The sequence below is a fragment of the Paenibacillus sp. FSL R10-2748 genome (genome assembly GCF_038005565.1).
GTDB lineage: Bacteria > Bacillota > Bacilli > Paenibacillales > Paenibacillaceae > Paenibacillus > Paenibacillus polymyxa_B.
Window position 1 is genome coordinate 242,659 of record NZ_JBBOTK010000007.1, and the last position, 18,188, is coordinate 260,846.

The window sequence follows — 18,188 nt, forward strand, 5'->3', positions numbered from 1 at the left end:
TTATAACCACTATTAAATTAATAAAGCGATCAAAGGCCTCGTGTTATTGCTCAGAAAAAATTATTTCACTTGTATTTATTACCTTAAGGAACCTTAATCAAATTCCCTAAGGCACCAAAGCAGTGTAGTGTTCTTTTATTAATTTCAGATAAGAAATGAATTGATTACCTTATTATTTGCCTACATAGATTAGTACGAAAATCAAAATAAAAAAAACATTATTGAGATTAAGCATAACACCCAATTTAACAAAAAAATTACCATTCATTGTAATGGCCTCTTTCTATCATGAGTTCTATAGAGGCCTTTGATCAATAAAATTATAGGAAAATTCATCTTTAAAGTCAAAGAGATTTTCCTTTAAACAACTGAAAGATCGCTGGAATTTTAACTTTCTGGTCTCTTGCAGATTCTCATACCAGATTTTTCACTAGCCCCTTTAAATCTAGTCCATCTGCCAGAAATGCCCTTCGTATTAATTCTGGTGCCACGAACTCATCATATTTCCCTAAATACGGGGCTTCTTTGTCCTCAAGCAACTGCTCCTTATTACAGTTCTTACATGCAAGGATTATTTCCTGCAACAGCATTGGCGCATCGCTTCGCCCGGATACAATCAAATAATATGGCTCCATAGGAACAACTGATCGTAATGAAAGCCTAGTGGATAGTGTATGTTTGATTAAACGTTCTATTGTCCGGAATTGTTTGCTTCCCACCCAGGGAAGAATGAACAGGGAATCGCCTCCAGCCGGTATCACAATCTCCTTGAGCAGTTCACTCTCTCTTGCCAGACGTCGCGCTCGCTCCAAGCGGTTCACAGCTTCAGGCGAGAGGTATGAGTAGATTTCCTCCCCAGCCAGCACGTCCCTCATCTTTTGCGTAACAAGGGTATGAATATCTCCCCCAGATCCAAGCCACAACGTGTCTACCTTCCCTTTAGCCGCCTTGACGTAAACGGCCTTGTGCTTCGTATCTACCTCAACGACCTTCCACAGCTTGCCGGCAAGAGAAAAACAATAACCTGGCGGAGGAACGGTGGTGATGGAACCAATTTCTTCAGAGCCGTTGTAGACGGAGTGTTCCTCATCGTCCTTGAACACCGCATAGAATCTGAAATTGTTTACAATCTTCTCACCAGTCAGTCCGATGATGAGGTTCTTTTCTTCTGTCCACTGAATATGGTCTGTTTGAATCAAGTAATTTAAAAAGATCTTATATTGCTCTGAAGTTACTTCCCTAAAGGAAGGCAACGTTAGTACCGCCCTCGCTAAGTCAACAGGCTCGGCTTCTCCCATACTTTTTAGGATACTCATGGTCTGATGGTACATTGTGCCGATCGGGAGTCTGCGAGTCTCCAGAGACTCTACCCACTTGTGCCGGACATACAGCTCAATGACGGCAATCGCCCGCAGCAAGGTCCAGGGAATTCGAGCTGGAAGTGGAGCCTCTTCGTCCTCTTCTTCATGAATGACAAACATCATTTCTGATGCCTTATCCTCCCTCCGTCCGGAGCGGCCAAGCCGCTGCACGAAGCTGGATGTACTATAAGGAGCGCCAAGCTGGACAATCCGTTCCAATTCACCTAAATCAATACCTAGCTCCAGTGTTAGCGTTGCGGCAGCTACAGCAGGGCCTGGACCGCTTTTCAGAGCGTTCTCCGCCTCCTCTCGAAGCATGGCCGATATACTCCCGTGATGGACATAGAACACATCTGGTTGATGGCGTCGCGCAGCGACCCTTCTCATTTCCAGCGTAGTCAATTCCGCATCTGAGCGGCTATTGGTGAAAATCAGGGCTTTTTTGAGATGGGTGCTCTCGTAAATGTGATTATAGTAAGCTTTTTTGGCATTTTGCAGTTGTTCTGCCTGTTCCTCATCATGGGCATCCGGGAATGAAAAATGATCTACCCGTAGCCGCAGCTTGCGGCCTGCTGAAGAGGACACGACTTCCACTGCTTGCGTGCTTCCAGCCCCCAGCCATGCTTTGGCTGAATCATAGTCGCTCAGTGTGGCCGATAATCCGATACGACGTGGTTTCACACCAGTCATGCGCTCAAGACGGTTAATCTGGCTTAATACCTGAATACCACGGTCTGCTCCCATAAAGGCATGGACCTCATCTACAATCACATACCTTAGGTCTCCAAAGAGATTAGGAACGGCATTGGGACGGTTCATCAGTAGCCCTTCCAACGATTCCGGCGTAATTTGCAGAATTCCGGAGGGACTGCGCACCAGCTTCGTTTTCTCGGATTGAGATACGTCCCCATGCCAATGCCATACGGGGATAGGTGAATCCTGCATCAATTCCTTAAGCCGTTCAAATTGATCATTAATCAGTGCCTTTAAAGGACCAATGTACAAAATGCCTACGGACCGGGAAGGTCGTTCATACAATTCAGTAAGAGCGGGAAAGAAAGCAGCCTCTGTCTTTCCTGAAGCCGTTCCCGCGGCAATCAGTAGATGATGTGGAGTATCAAAACATACCCGGCACGCTTCTACCTGAGCAGCTCGCAGCTCGTTCCACTTCTTTTTATAAATGAACTCCTGCAAAAATGGAGCGAGCCGATGAAAAGGATTTTGCGTCATAATTCAAACTCCGACAGAAAGTCATTGACTTCATCCGGATCTGACTCTGCAGGGGCAATTGTCCTCTCCCCAACGAGCTGTGCGAACGAAACTTCAGGATTCTGGTGCAACGTATGAAGGAGATCCATGAAATCCCGGATTACCTCCCGCGGTGTGAGTAACTGGTCTGCGCCAAGTCGTCCCACGGCTGTCTGCATAAATGCTATAAGGTCCTCATTCGTTAGTGATGTGCTATATCCAAAATGCTGACCATGAATTTGAGTCAAACGCTGCAGCAGAATAAGAATTTCTTCATGAGACAGCATTTCAAGTTTTAGAATCGGACCCGTATAGTTCAAGTAGCCTTGATTCGCATACCGTCCTTCAATCAGCCGGGAGCGAAGAGCTTCATAGCTGAACAGTCCCCTTCGTTCATCCTCTACAAATTGCGGCGTCCCGCCTATGAAAATCCCTAGATTCTCTGCTTTCCCCTGCATTGTGTCGTTAAACATGGTGAGCAGTTTCTCATAGTTGCTTTGGCGGGAAATGCTATTGCTTATCTTGTATAGATTAACTGCTTCGTCTATAAAGAGAAGCAGGCCCTTATAACCGATTCGCGAAACAAATTCCGCCCAGAGTTTGATGTACTCATACCAATTCTCATCATCAATGATGACACCCACATTCAGCTCTCTTTTGGCTTCCGTCTTTGTTGGATATTCCCCTCTGAGCCAGCGAAGAGCAGACTGCTTTTGGTGATCGTCAGCAAGCTTGTAGCCATTCCAATAGATGGACAGCACCCGGGCAAAATCAAAGCCATGCACCAGACTTTGCATCTCCGTTGTGATTGCGAAAATTTTCTGCTCCACCTCGACGTTCAACGCAGGATCATTGGGACGAAGTGACTTCTCTATCATCACTTCTTGCTGTATGGAGGCGATCCACTTCTGCAGGATAGATTCCAGGGCCCCTCCGTCCGGTCGTGTCCGTGTGGAAAGGTGCATCATCAACTCACGATACATAGCTAGGCCCTGTCCTTTCGTCCCCACGAATCTTCGTTCGGGAGACATGTCAGCGTCCGCTACCACAAATTCTCGATCCATTGCATAATTCCGAAGCGTCTGCAGAAGAAAGCTTTTGCCGCTTCCGTAACGCCCCGTAATAAACTTAAAGACCGCCCCTCCCTCTGCAATATTCTCCATGTCTCTTAAAATAGCTTCGACCTCCGCCCTACGGCCAACAGCGATATGCTCAAGTCCTATCCGCGGGACCACTCCGGCAGTCAGAGAGTTCACAAGGGCCGTGGTAAGTCTCTTAGGTATTTTTTGTCCGCTCATTTTTTGTTCCATCATTCTGTTCACCTCTTCAAATTCTTCACATCATTCAGATAGTCTTCCACAACACCATCTTCTGACACGATCAAATCCCCAATGTGCTCCATCGCGGCTTGGTTAATATCATCGATAAGAAGCGTTGGCATCGTTCCATGCTCATCTGCCAAGCGGCTTAGTTCTCTTACTGGTGTATCGCTCGTGAGTGCTGCCAAAGCCTTGAAGTGGACTTCTTCCAAGGCTTCTGCTAAGAGTAACCACTCCTCTCCAAGGCCTGCCATATCCCATGAAGACTCTACGGAGTTATTTAGTCCTTGTGTTTCTTCTGAAGCTACACATTGTAAATGGGCTGCTAGCTCTGGCTTATGCGAGGCTTCCTCCGACATATGAGCGTCATTTGATGTCTCGAGTGAATCTTCTGTTTCTTCAATCGTTAACATCTCTCGCACATACTCCGTATCCAATTGAAGCTGAGCTAGTTTATCAGTATCAATTTGAATGGCAGATACAATAGACTGTTTGGCATACTCTCTCGATAAGTAACGGTCAATTAGCGTCTCCACTTCCGGCTCCAAGGAAATCCCTTTTAACCGTCCCTTAAAGCCCTGGTAATCCCGGAGTTTATTCTCGGCAAATTTGATAATCTGAGTAATATATTCCCGCAATGGTTCATGATTTAGAATGGGCAAATGACTGACGGCAATCGTGCTGCCGTAAAGTGCATTGTTATACACTGCACTGCGAAAAAGGTATCTTTGTGTCACTAACGCCTCACCCGGAGAAAACATATCTATTAGACGCATGTCATATATTTTGGTGATATAGCCATCCACAACGGTGAGAATACGGGGGATATAGAATTCAAGATAATCCTTCCCTTCTCCCAGGTAGAATCTGCTTCGTTTCATATCATAATTGCTTAAGGTTAATAGCATATCCAATGAAAGCTGAAGCGGGGATTTCTGGAACTTGCTTAATAACTCCATAGCAAGAAACTCTCCAGGTAGCCTGTCCGGCTTCCTTGCCAATACATCCAGCTTCCCAATTGTGTCTGTTAATTGGTGGACTAACGCAAAATCATATATCCAATCAAACAAGTAATTCTCGAGTTGACGATAAGCTTCACCATAGTGGATCAGTAGCTGTGTAAGCTGGATCAGTCCATATTTTGGCTCCGTCCAGCCTATTCCATTAATGAGCTCATAGGTATGCAGAAAAATATAGGATAGGTCTGTCTCTGGGTATCGCATGTTTCTGACTTCGGATCTCCAGTAAAAATACCATTTTTGCTCGGAGTCGCTCATATCCTGATATGTGGGCCAGTAGCTCATGAACTGAACAAAAGGCGCTCGTTCGCCGTTGTGATCTGCGAGTGACTTGGCCTGTTTCACAAACTGCTGCTCACGGGATTCGTATTCTATTGACACTTTCACGGACGGCTCCTGAATCGAGATTGTGCTTGCTGGAATGCTGATACCCGCTTCCTCTTCATTGGGCTCATTTAGGTCAAACTCTGAGAAAAAGAGATCATCTGAGCTATTCTTCACGCTTGTATTCACCTTCATCTGATAGGGTTCTGGCAGTACGGCAAGCGGAGTGTTCTGATCAAAGATGGTCCAGCGCTGCTCGCTTGCAGAATGGAGCTGCAATAGCATCTCATGCGCCGATTTCACGTTAGGCTGCTCAAGGTAATTGGCATCCGAAAATAAGGAGAATCTGCACCGAGACTTGATGGATGAGAGTGTTCCGTATATTTTGGTGTCTGTACTTTTCGTTATCTGATCCGGCTCCAACATAATTAGCACATCATACTTCTGCTTTATTAAATCGGTATGCTTGCCCAGAACACTTGGTGTCACTGCAATATAGGAAACATCTTTCAGTTGAAGTCGATTCGCCTCGGCAGACGATGTTATCCACGTGAAATTCAACGTATCACTGCATTGCTTTTTAAATGACTCCAATAGTACCTTGGTGCCAACCATGAGGATGCGCACCGAAGGAAACTGAGTGATTAGTTGAAAGAGATACTCTAGAAGAGTACTCCCCCAACGGACCTGTCCCCTTTTGACCCCACCATTCAGACCCCAGTGTGCCAGAAATTGAAGATGCTCCAATATAGGGTTGCTTGATTGGTGTGGCCAGTTGAATTCAGGGAACTCAATTTTGCTCCAGGGGCCTTCTAAACGGTGGCCACCTCTTTCGAGAACTTCCCGAGCCCTTAAGGAAAAAACGTTATCTAAAGAGAGTCCATTTACAGCCCGTCCCATAACTCCGATACCAACTCTCCTTAAATCATCTACTGCAATCCATCCCGATGCATTTCTTATGTATTGCATTCCGGGTTTTAATCGTCTGGAGACTGCAGCAGCGCTCATCTGAACACCTTCAATCTTAAGCATAGGCGCTGCGGTAACATGGCCTACACCATTACTAGTTTGAACCGATGCTGTAAGGATGAGCTCGATTGCTCTCTGAATAGGATGGGCTCGTAGTAATCCTTGAACATCGCCCGAGGTAAATCTCCTCCATTCCCCCTCGATCTGCGCAACTACCTTGGGTATATCTTCCCCTTGTAGAAAGATTAGTCCATTTTCGTCTTCAGGATGCTTAAACCGGAAATCATTCAAGTGAGCTGGATTAGGACCGGGGTATAGATGGTTACCATCCAAGAGATAACCTTCTAGACCAGGAATTCGCTTAGGAATGTCAACATTCACATTTACCTTTAATTGAACAGCCTCTGATCCAAACTCGAGAATGTGGAAATGTACTGCATCTTGGGATTCAAGGATGATAGGGCTATATACTGGAAGTTTTCTGTTAGTCATATCTGGTACAATTTTCGTCAGCAAAAAGGGAAGCTGATTGGGCTGGATTTTCTTGGATAGCCAACTTTGATCTTCGGTGGTCCAATCAGGGAGATGCCAGACTTGGCTGCCTTTTTTGAACCAACCATGGTCCAAGGTCTCTAAGTACTCTACTCCATTCGGCAATTCCATGAGGACCTCATTTTGTCTTGAATTCCAAATAACTTGAATTATAAAGTCATCCGGTTGAGGTATCTGAGTCAAATCCAAGATAATCGGATCGACTTCAAATTGAATACGGCTTGGTCCAACACGCTCTATGAATGAGATTGCTGTCTTGCGGAGAATTAACACATCGGTTAGGCCAAGTTCAATTTCGTTCAAGTCAATGTTTCTCCATCTACTTAGAATGGAGTCCTCTAGCAATGAAGGAAGTGACAACACCTTCTGAATTGCTAGAGGCCGATGTTTTGACCAAGCACTAAGCGTAAACCCTTTTTTGGGGGTAAAACACAATTTCAACGTATACTTCTTTCGACTAAAAAGCCTCAATAAAAACTTCATATCTCCCACCCTTAAAATGAGTCGAATGTACTATCCATAGTATAACATTCTTTAGAAGGGTGTTTCTTTTCGCAAACCCATACAAAAAAGCATATTTTCAAGAGAAGTTCTATTCCATTGTGCAATCAAGAGAGAAGTAATTACTCATATGTAAAGTTGAACTACAACCTCACTCTGCCCATTCTATCTCCTCAGCTTCGGCGACGATGAATTGGAGAATAAAATGAGCATATGAATTACTTAATTGATCGGCCAAGAAAACTACTTTATTTGTATCCCATAAAAGCTACTGCTGCAAGGAAAGCTTGAAAATGTGTTAGCCGCTCCCACTTTAACGGGTTCAACCGGAACTACAAGGGCGACTAGTGCAGCAGATGATAATGAAACAACGGGGATGCAGGAGCCACGGGAACACCTGACTGGAGCCCACCGGATCTTGTAGGTTCAGCAAGTGCTGTCGGTCCTGTAGGACCCGCTAGAGGCGCTGGAGCGACGGGCATCAACATTACTGCCACTAATGTTTTTTTGCCAATACTACGGACGATTCTTCTTGGCGGAACGAATGTGACCTTCCCTGTCCCGCCTCAGACGCTGAACAGAGGCATTACCATCGACGTGCTAACGCTATCAAGTGAAGGAACCTACTACATCGCTTGTGAGCTGGACACAACACTTGGTCTTCTTCTAAGCAACCGCTCGCTTATTAAAGGCGTTGCCTGTGGTTTCCCTTTCTTCTTATATCAATAACGTTATCATTAACGTAGTTGCCGCTACAACCGTCAGTGTGCAATTTTTTTGGGCCATGGGTGCAGCTACACTAGTCAAGTGGATGCAACAGGTGCATCCCTGACCATCATTCGATTCAAACACCTTACAATTGAAAATACTGAAAGAGCTAGTGAGGTCATTTTCATTGCTGTCATATTGAATACTTTACGGCCACATAGAAATTCTAAACCACTGTCTTTTTCTCGCTGTACAGGATGGAAAACTCCGACTTGACTTGGTAAATCAAATTAGTAAATTAGATTGATTGTTAGGCTGGAAAGATAAGCATTGTTTGCAGAAATGGCATATACCCAGGTGATTTTCAAAATAAAAAGACGCTCTAGGTTCCCCTAAAAACGTCTTTAAAAATAAATATATAAGCCATAGCGGTCAACATCAAATGATTAAAGTTTGAGCTTGTACCCGATGCTGTCTAACGGGTGACATAAAACTGTAATTAAGATGCATATTGTCAGAATAATAACTAACGCAGTCCGTCAGTTTTTATCGTTGACATAGGCACTATTACTACCCACGGCTAGTTTTAGTTTATTTTTCGTATCTGAATCAGTTACTGTAACGTCTTGGTTTTATTGTCCCAGTCCACTTTTAGATTTGGAATAAGAGAAACTGTACGTTTAGGAACTAATGTCACACTGTTAATGACAATGGGATTTTGTACATTCGCCAGGCTGCCATTAATATTTAAAGATAGTTCTTTCTGACTTGAAGCCGCCATTGCACTTGTGGTTAGCATTGCCAAACTTAATATTAAGCTACATACAAACAAGCTCTTTTTCATCACTTCGATACTCATGTTGAAATCACTGGTTCTATGACAGCGCTCCAACATGAAAGGGGAATGTTTTGGGATAATATTAGATGATACTTATCAAGTCTGTTCTATTTAACATAATCCAAGTGTAAACTGTAGTTTGAAAACACGCCCTAAATGAGAACGGGCCAAGTTGTTTGTGCGTTAGATCAGCTTTTATCACGTTCCTCATCGTAATGATTTTTGGAGGAGCTTATTGCCCTGACAATATACACTAGATATATAATAGAAGTTTCAATTAATCCTCATTTTTGAAGAACTTTATTATACATTCCGATTTTATGCTTGAAAGACTCCTCTCCTCCTTCCAAGTAATTAATTATATGCCTTGTGACAACATCGTGATCCGGGTAGCCTTTCTTCTCAATCCATCCATTTTGACTATTTGAATCCAAAACGATTACTTGTTCTGCATCTGCATTAGTAACAATTGTTGAACTATGAGTCACTACTATAATTTGACGATTGTTCTTAATTTGTTTAAGACTGTTCACTAAATTTTTATAGATATATTGGTTGTCTAGGTTATCTTCAGGTTGGTCTATAATTAGAGGGGTGTTATCATTAAAATGTTTACCGTACTCAAAAATGAAAGCTAAAATGGCAACGACTTTTTGTCCTAAAGAAATTTCATTGATATCTTTCATATTTGGTGACAGGGTAGTGACAATCTCTTTGGAGTTAGTATTAAATAAAATTGAGAAATCGTCAATTACTTCAAAATAGTTTTGAAAGCACCTTACTAGTTTATTTCTGTCGGTCAATAATTTGTCTCTTATTTTACCATAAACGATGTTAAGATCTTTTTTCTCTGCATTCTTTCTCTCTTGATCTACATCAAAGAATGAAGGTTGTTTATCTGATTGGTAATCTAGAATGGATACATGTTCTTCAATCTTCTTAAAAGAGTTTTGAAACAAATGAGTGAGAAATTTCATGAATCCTATTTTATTTGAAACAGAAATGATAAATCGTTCGACTCCTCCCCAAGTAATATTATATCCAGAAAGAAATTGGTGACTAATAAAAGAATCAGTCAATATCTCTATATAGTCTATGGAATCAATTGCTTTTGGGGAATATACGATATTTAGTTGGTTATGATGAATCCTATTAAATTCTTGCAAGTTGCTTTCAATCATTATTTTTCTTTTATCCATACTTTCATGGAGTAAGGGGAGATCTTTAGCTAAAAAAGTCCTTAATCGTGTTTTAGGCAACTTTTTAAACATTTCTAGAAATTCATCTCTACGTTCAAAAGGAAGGCCATTAAAAATAACTTCTTTTATAAAATCACCAATTTTTCCGTTATTAATCTGTTCTACTATGTTATTAATGGAATAACTTTTCCTATAGACATTATTAAGTATTCTTCTTTTTTCCTCCACATCCAAGATAATATTGAAATTTACAGTATCACTGCTTTTACTGATTTGGTATAACTCGATCCAATGATGCTCTAATATAATTTTTTTGCTATCTTTTTCATATTTCACAAATGCTTTTTCTTCAAACGGACTACGATCACTAGAAACATGATTCTTTTTTAATTGGGGGATAAATCTTAGTAGATATTCCTTTTGCAAATATACAAAGTACACAAGGATGAACTTATTTTTACATATGAATCTAAGAACAGGCATTGATAAAACTTCTAGAGTAAAAACTACTTCAAGAATGTTCAGCATTGTGCTCTTGCCAGTTCCTCTGCCTCCTATTATACAATTTAAATCACTAGAAAAATCCACAACAAAAGGTTCATCTACTTTTCTTCCTCTTAGATATCCTTCATCACCCGGGTCAATCAATAAGCCCTTAATATATTTATTTGTACTGTCAGGTTTAGTAATGAAAACACAAATTTTATGATTTATAAAAGCTTTTTTTAATGAATTAAAACTCGCTTTACTCATTTTTATCCAAGTGTTCTTTTTTCCTAATTCATCCAGCTGGTGAGAGTCTCCTTCATGTATCACGCAAAATTTTTCATTTGGATTTGTCATGGTGTAAGAATTAATTTTACTTAATTGTCCCTCTTTATCAGTTGAGGTTATCCCAACAACATTAAGAGACGGATGATTAAATAAAGTTTGCTTATATAGTTGTGTTGTGTTTGACCAATTAGTTGAATTAATGTGAGCTATATAGCTTATTCCTCCGATTTTATTTATTTTTTCAATCATTGAAAGGCTCGTTTCATATGTTCCGAACACCTTTGAAGGGATGCATTCCTCAATAAGTCTCTGTACAGCGAAATACATCGGATTATCAAAAATGCCAACAAGGTGTATTGTTTCAGAACATGAAACCTCAATACCTAATAACAGGGTTATTTGATGTTTCGATCCTGATCCTTTAATTCTTTCTTTGAAGTATTCATCCAATGCATATACTAGTTTTTTATATCCATCAACGGTGTTATGATCGGAAACAACAGCCACTTGAATTTCATTTTCATATAACTTATGGGCTACCAATTTGAATGCGAGATAATCTTTAAAACAAGTGAAAGGGGTTTTTTGTAATTGCTGGCGATAGTCATCTGCTTCAAAGTAACCTGATTCTATTTCTCTAAAAAGGAAATCTCTTTGTTCTTCAGTTAGCATTTCCATCTCGTAAGCTACTTTAACAACGTCAACTTCAGTGAGATTCTTATACAATTTGTTAGGGATTAATCTGTAGTCATGAGAGGCAGGAGTATGAATATGAAATTCACATTTCTTTAAATCACCATAATCACTTCTTGACCTAGTGAGTTTTTGGTAGTTTCTTAATAAAGATATTGTCATAAATGCACCATCCAGAAGTTCAATTATTAGTTTCTGTTTTATAAATCAGTTCAATCTGTATCATCAGGCTTTTGAGAGACCTAATATCCTGTTGTTCACATCACTTAAAACTTTAATATTAGTTCCAATCCTGTGGGAATGAATGTCTAAGTATTTTAAGTAACTACTACAAGACTGGTTTGAATGAATTTTTAACCTTCATCAGATATTTCAAAATACACTTTATCTTCATGAATAGGTATGTTCAAATACCGTTGTTATACCAATCATAGCCCTATAACTTTTCTCATGCAAATGAAAAAACAATAAAACTTATAATTTGAATTATTTCTTTTTTAGGGAATATTCCTATAAAAAATTAAATTCATTTTCATTTTAGGTGACATACGTTGTGAGAAAAAGAGTCTGTTGATAACTTACAATCAATAATCCAAGATAGCATAAAAATCTCCGATGCACCTTATCTTAAGTATAAAAACCAGCCCATTCTTCTTATTCGCCCTGCAAAATGTTTAGACACGTCTGAAGCACCTCTTCATTCCGGATGATAATAAGGGTAAGCTTTTTTCGTGTTCTCGTTAGGATTTGAAATAACATTTTGGTTGGATGATAATTAGGTTTAAAGCCACGCGTGAATAGTTTTCCCTCAGTATCATAATAGAAGTATTGATCCATGATGGCTGCCACCTGATCGTATTCTTGACCAATGACATGATGTGCAGTTTCATAATTATGGTCATAATACGAATCTGCTGGTAAAGCATCATATTTGGATGGTGTGTAGTTAACGATTTTGCAACCTTGATCATCTAAAATACGAGTGTATTTCTTAGCTTCAGAGGCAGTAGAAAAAAATTTCAGGGAAATGATGACGCCACCCAAGACTTGGTTAGCGAATATGTACCTGCAATTCCTCCGAGCATGACTACTCCAGCCAGGATTTGTAAAAACTCTTCTTCCTGTTTCGCTTTACTTTTTCTTCTTGCCATGATTCTCCTCCTACTAAGTGGGCATTACGAACTATATATAGATTTTAAACTCGGGATTTATTTCTTACAAGATGTAGAAAAAGTTGAATCTCCTTTATAAAACGTCTTAGTCTATATGTAGTCCCTTTCTAGCCTCGATAATTTACAAATAAAAGACCAACAATCTAAGCTGCATGCAGTTATATCAATTGGGATTCCAGAAACGACTCGGCATGACCACCATCGGGGATATAGCTAGAACGCCACTGCCCGAGCTTAAGCGCAAATTCCGCGCTCATTTCAGCAAACAACCGGATGAAGAAATGTGGAGAACCGCTAACGGCTTGGACAACAGCTCCGTCGCTAGCATCCCTCAGAAGTCAATCGGCCATATGTTGACCCTGCCTAAAGATTACGGCGCAAAGGGTATATGGGGGCTGTCGTTACCGTCGGTTGCATGTGTAGCCCGTATGAAGCACCGACCGGATTTTCACGCCAGATGAGCTTCCCGACCGATCAATAATACGAATAAAATCTACGAAGCCGTCAAAAAGATTTTCTATAAGTTCTGGAACCATATGCCGATACGGCGTCTGGGCGGTCTAACAGATGCGGAAACGTACCAGTTGTCCTTCTTTGAAGATGAGGAATGCGCCCGCTCACTGGAGAAAGCCACAGAAAGCATCAAGGAGCGTTATGGAAACGCCGCGATCATAAGAGCCTCCTCCCTCACCCATGCCGGCCAGCCTCTGGAAAGATCCATGAATTTTGTTGAATCTTACCCTCGTATTTCAAATACCGCTGGAGCATACTTGTCCAGTGACAATTGCGCCAGCAAAAGGAAAAAATCGCACATTAGGGCAAACCGCCTAATGTACGATCGGATAATATTCGAGCACACCATAATCTATCTATCTTTTATAAAAGCTACAAAGACAATGTGCTATCGTTATTTGTTTTCATTTCCTTCTTATGCTTCCGTTTCAATTTCAGATTAGCTACGACCATATACAGAGTCGGAACTACAAACAACGTTAAAATGGTTGAAAAGATAAGTCCGAAAATAATGGTTGTTGCTAACGGTTTGAACAAAATCTCCCCTATTGTGGCAATGGGGATCATGCCGACAATTGCAGTTAGCGAAGTAAGCAGGATCGGACGGAAACGGGCAGAGCATGCCATTAAGATGGCTTCTGTTAAATCAGCCCCTTCACGCCGCGCATCTTCAATAAACTCTATCAACACGATACCGTTGCGCACGACGATACCGGCAAGAGAAATAATCCCCATAATACTCATGAATCCAATAGGCATACCTGATATAAAACTTCCTAGGACTCCTCCTGCTGCTGCCAGATAAACAGTGGTCATAATTATCAGTGGTGTGGAGACCGAGTAAAACTGCATTGTGATCAAGAGCAGAATGAGAAAAATAACTATAACGGCTAATTTGCCCAAATCCTTAAATATATCGGACTGCGCGGATGTTTCCCCTCCCATCTCCCAGGTGTAGCCTGGTTCAAACTGTGTATTTGTAAGTTTGCTACGGATGTCCTGGGTGAGTTCCGTAGCTGTACGCCCATTTGCATCGGATGAGATCGTTACCGTCCGTTCCAAATCATAACGGTGGATTTGCTGGATGGAAAAGTCCGGTTTCATCGTGACTAACTGGGATAAGGGTATTTGCTCTTTTGTCGCATTGGTCACACTTAATTGTTGGAACAATACCTCAGGATCATTGTTTGGTTTGTCCATGTATATATTTATATCCAGCAATTCCTTACCCGTATCAAAATCCGTTACATTGACCCCGTCACCCATTAATAGCAAAGTACGCGTTAAATTGGAATAGCTAACCCGATATTTATCCAGGGCTTGTTGATTGACTTGGAAATTCAGATTATAGCTTTGCATACCCATATTATCGGTCACATCTACAGCTCCGGGGGTCCCCGCAACAATTTCTTTGACTTTAGCTGTCATGTTTTGCAGTTTTCCGATGTCTTCTCCCTTAATACGGATAGACACCGCACTGCCGACGGGGATACCTAATTGAGGAACCCGAATGCTGATCAATGCAGATGGATATTTAGCTTGAAGCGTATGGGTCCAATGATTCACTGTTTTTTTGAGATCAAATAGCCCCTCTTTTCCAACGACAGCAAGTTGGCCATTTACCGCTCCCCCAGAGCCGTGACCACCTGCAACATCGCTGTACAGCTGAGGCGCTCCTCCACCTGCCGTTGCCGACAACCTCTCTGTTTCCGGCTGTTTTTTGACCCAGTTCCCAATCTCGTTTACAACCTGATTGGTTGCCTGCAACGACGTTCCTTCTGGCATCGTTACGCTGATCGTGGCATCCGCTTGATCGGATTCCGGAAATAATTCAATGGGAACAATAACAAGCAGTCCGTAGGCTGCTGTACCAATCATAAGACCTATAAGCGCTGTGAAAAGCGGACGTCGCAATATTCTCGGCATCCAGTTTTTAGAGTACACATTGGAGAGAGACTGTATTTGATTACCAAGAAGCCCCGGGGGCTTGGTCGTTTTGCTACGTTCTTTACCCTTACGACGGCTATCGTACCATTGACGGAAAATAGGAATGATCGTTAGTGACATAATCATGGAGGCCAACATCGTTAACGAAATAACGGTAGGAATCGGCTTAATAAAGTCTCCAATATTGCCCGGCAGGAATAAAAGCGGGGCAAATGCTGCAATCGTAGCCAGCGTGGCTGTAATGATCGATAAGGAGACTTCTTTCGTTCCTTTAATTGCTGCCTGAGTAGCATCTTCTCCAAATTCAGAGCGTCGGCGTTCAATGTTGTCATTGACCACGACGGCATCATCAACCAATATACCTAGTACGATGATTAATCCGATAACCGAAATTTGATTCAGCGTTGTCCCTGTTGTGGGCAAGACAATAAAGCTGATAGCAATAGAAACAGGAATAGCCAAGGCAACAAACGCAGAAGTCAGCAAATTTAATCCTAATGTACAAATAACAATGACCGATATAATAGCGATGATCATCTCTTTGGTGAGATTACCAAACATTTCACTTACTCGATCATTTTGTGCAAAGAGCTTTTCAAAATGTACATCCTTAGGCAAGCTACTTGCAAGTTCATCGATTTTGGCTGTTGCCGCTTTAGATACCGTTGGCACGTCTGTGCCTGTATCTCCACTCAAACTGATCGAAATAGCAGGCTTGGTATTCACATACGTATAACTACCCGCTTTTTTAAAAACAAGCGAGGCTGTACCTACATCCTTCAAAGATATCGGAAACCCATCTTCGTTGCTTGAAATCTGGACGTTATTTAGAATAGATGGATCAGTTGAGGCATTTACCGTCATCTGATAAGTACGCTGATTGAAATCTAAACTTCCTGTAGGAACTCTATCATTCTCATCTTTGATTGCTTGAACAACCTGTTCCCAGGAAATATTATATTGCTGCATTTTTTGTGTATTTAAACTGATACGTATTTCTTGATCTGGTATTCCTTGAATATTAACTTTCGAAATACCTGAAACCGTTTTTAATTGATCTTTCCATTTGTTCATCAATTCATTTAATGAGTATAAATTCTCAACTTTATCAGAAGTAATCGCATATGAACCAATGAAAGAGCTTGCCATGCTATCATTGATAATGGGCTGTTTGGCATCTGTTGGAAGCTCAGACTGTGCATCCTGCACCTTTGTACGAAGATCAGCCCACACTTTTGTCGGATCTGCATCATTTAAAGCTTCTATACTTATGCTGGATTGGCCTTTAGACGAAGTGGAAGAAATCGTTTTGACACCTTGCACTTCTTTAATTTTCTGTTCCAATATCTTAGTAATGGTTTGCTCAATTCTTTCAGGTGAGGCGCCCGGATAGACGGTTGTAACACTGGCTGACATGGGAATAACATCAGGCTGCTCCTGTTTAGGCAGCGATGTAAAATTGTAGAGCCCTAGCACAATACACATACCAAAGAAAATAAGTGTAATTTTCTGCTTTTTAACGATGTATTTAATCATTTGGACGATTCCTCCGATTTCCCAAGTACATCATTCCCAAGTAAATCGCCATTAAATAAAGTTCCTGCTCCTTGCGTAACGATTTGATCGCCTGCCTGTAGTCCAGAGACAACTTCGAGCTGATTATTAGTCACTTTTCCAACTTTAATCGCTGTTTTAACGGCCTTGCCATTTACAGCTTTAAAGACATAAGGGTCATCTCCGGTGCTAATTACAGCCTCTACGGGCACTAACAATGCTTCCGATTGATTCATGCTTTTAGATGCGCTGATGACTTGACCAGGCTTCCAATTTAGCTCAGGATTAGGAATGCTGACTTCCACATTGATGCTTCCCGTTTTGGAATTAGTCGATGGATAGATCTGGGTAACGGTCCCTGTTCTAATTTCATTATAGAGAGATATATTTACTTTTTGATCTTTCTTCCACGATAAGATTTCACTGTCCGGTACGGGCAGGAGCACTTTTAAAGTACTAATATTTCCGACAATAAACGCTTCATTCCCGCTGGAGCCCAGTTGACCATCAGATACCTTTTTCTCAATCACAACACCAGCTATGGGGGATGTTAAAGTAGCTTTCTTAAGAGTTAAAGCCGTTTGTTCATAAGCAGCTACCGCATCCTCGTAGGAAGCCTGTGCCTGAGCTTTACTAGCTAGCCCTTGTTGCTGAGTAGCCATAGCCGATTCCAGCCCTGCCCTGGCCTGATCGACGCCAGCCGAAGCTTGTGTACGCTGTTCCTGGGAAGCCCCTGCAAGCAAAAGGGACAATTTCTCTTGCGCATCACTTAAACTTTTTTGTGCGTTCGTTACTTCCAGCTGCGCATTTTCATTTTCTGTTAATGATACTGCCCCTGCCTGAAATAGACTTTGGGTCCGGACGGCATCTGCCTTTTTCTTGTTGTACAAATTAGTTGCCGCAGTAACCGCATTTTCCGCCTGTGCAATTTCCTGTTTTTTGGCTCCATTGTTCAATTCCTGCAATTTGGATTGGGCTGAATTAATCTGGGATTGTGCATTACGAATGCTTGCATGTGCCGATTGGACAGAAGCGTCCGCTTGGCTAACACCGGCTTTGGCCTTTTCCAAAGTTGCCTTGGCCTGAGCAAGCTGCAACTGATAAGTGGTTGTGTCCAATTTCGCGAGGACTGCCCCTTTCTGTACCTGATCCCCCACTTCAACCGTCGTATTTAAAATACGTCCATTCGCTTCAAGGGAAACAGCGGTTTGATTGCTTGCCTGCAACGTTCCCGCCAGATTAAATTCATTAGCCAAAGGCTTCATCGTTACTTTTTGAATGTGTACCGGTTGACCGGATTTTACAGTGGTATCCTCCGAAGCACTTGAGCAACCGGAAACCACCATAGCGAAAGTTATTCCCGTGACTAGCATTTTGATTCGTGTCCTATTCAACAATTTCATCCTCCTCGACTTCCTCTAAGCAGTTTCAGCAATCCATAATATTAAACTGCATACCTTTTTTTTTCATAGTACAGCAGTTTATAAAAAAAAAAAT

The 18,188-nt window shown here is 41.6% G+C and carries 8 protein-coding genes and 1 pseudogene; 1 reads left to right on the plus strand and 8 read right to left on the minus strand.

The features are described 5' to 3' along the window. Positions 1–413 precede the first annotated feature (413 nt). From NSS66_RS20900 to NSS66_RS20925, 6 genes are all read right to left on the minus strand, one after another. On the minus strand, positions 414–2,591 hold the full coding sequence (locus NSS66_RS20900) for a DEAD/DEAH box helicase (protein WP_076265076.1): 2,178 nt from the start codon (positions 2,589–2,591) through the stop codon (positions 414–416). After that, positions 2,588–3,907, minus strand: a complete 1,320-nt coding sequence (locus NSS66_RS20905; RefSeq protein WP_076265091.1) for an ATP-binding protein — start codon at positions 3,905–3,907, stop codon at positions 2,588–2,590. The genes NSS66_RS20900 and NSS66_RS20905 overlap by 4 nt, the downstream gene beginning before the upstream one ends. A gap of 20 nt (positions 3,908–3,927) precedes the next feature. Then, positions 3,928–7,095 (minus strand): TerB N-terminal domain-containing protein, encoded by a 3,168-nt coding sequence (locus tag NSS66_RS20910; RefSeq protein ID WP_179085472.1) that lies wholly within the window; start codon positions 7,093–7,095, stop codon positions 3,928–3,930. Positions 7,096–8,614: 1,519 nt separating this feature from the next. After that, entirely contained in the window at positions 8,615–8,860 is a 246-nt protein-coding gene (locus NSS66_RS20915) for a stalk domain-containing protein (protein ID WP_076295123.1), read from the minus strand. 263 nt (positions 8,861–9,123) lie between these two features. After that, a complete protein-coding gene (locus NSS66_RS20920) occupies positions 9,124–11,667 on the minus strand; it encodes a Spaf_1101 family AAA-like ATPase (protein ID WP_076265073.1) in 2,544 nt (847 codons plus the stop codon). Between the two features lie 857 nt (positions 11,668–12,524). Further along, complete coding sequence (locus NSS66_RS20925; protein ID WP_256703659.1) at positions 12,525–12,656, minus strand: hypothetical protein; 132 nt, start codon at positions 12,654–12,656, stop codon at positions 12,525–12,527. A gap of 200 nt (positions 12,657–12,856) precedes the next feature. Between NSS66_RS20925 and NSS66_RS20930 the strand changes: the two are divergent. Beyond that, positions 12,857–13,417, plus strand: a pseudogene (locus NSS66_RS20930) (DinB/UmuC family translesion DNA polymerase); the annotation flags it as partial. Positions 13,418–13,562: 145 nt separating this feature from the next. On the opposite strand, the gene NSS66_RS20935 reads toward NSS66_RS20930, so the two are convergent. Further along, on the minus strand, positions 13,563–16,673 hold the full coding sequence (locus NSS66_RS20935) for an efflux RND transporter permease subunit (protein WP_076265070.1): 3,111 nt from the start codon (positions 16,671–16,673) through the stop codon (positions 13,563–13,565). Next, complete coding sequence (locus tag NSS66_RS20940) at positions 16,670–18,094, minus strand: efflux RND transporter periplasmic adaptor subunit (RefSeq protein ID WP_076265069.1); 1,425 nt, start codon at positions 18,092–18,094, stop codon at positions 16,670–16,672. Before NSS66_RS20940 ends, NSS66_RS20935 begins: the two co-directional genes overlap by 4 nt. Between the last annotated feature and the right edge of the window lie 94 nt (positions 18,095–18,188).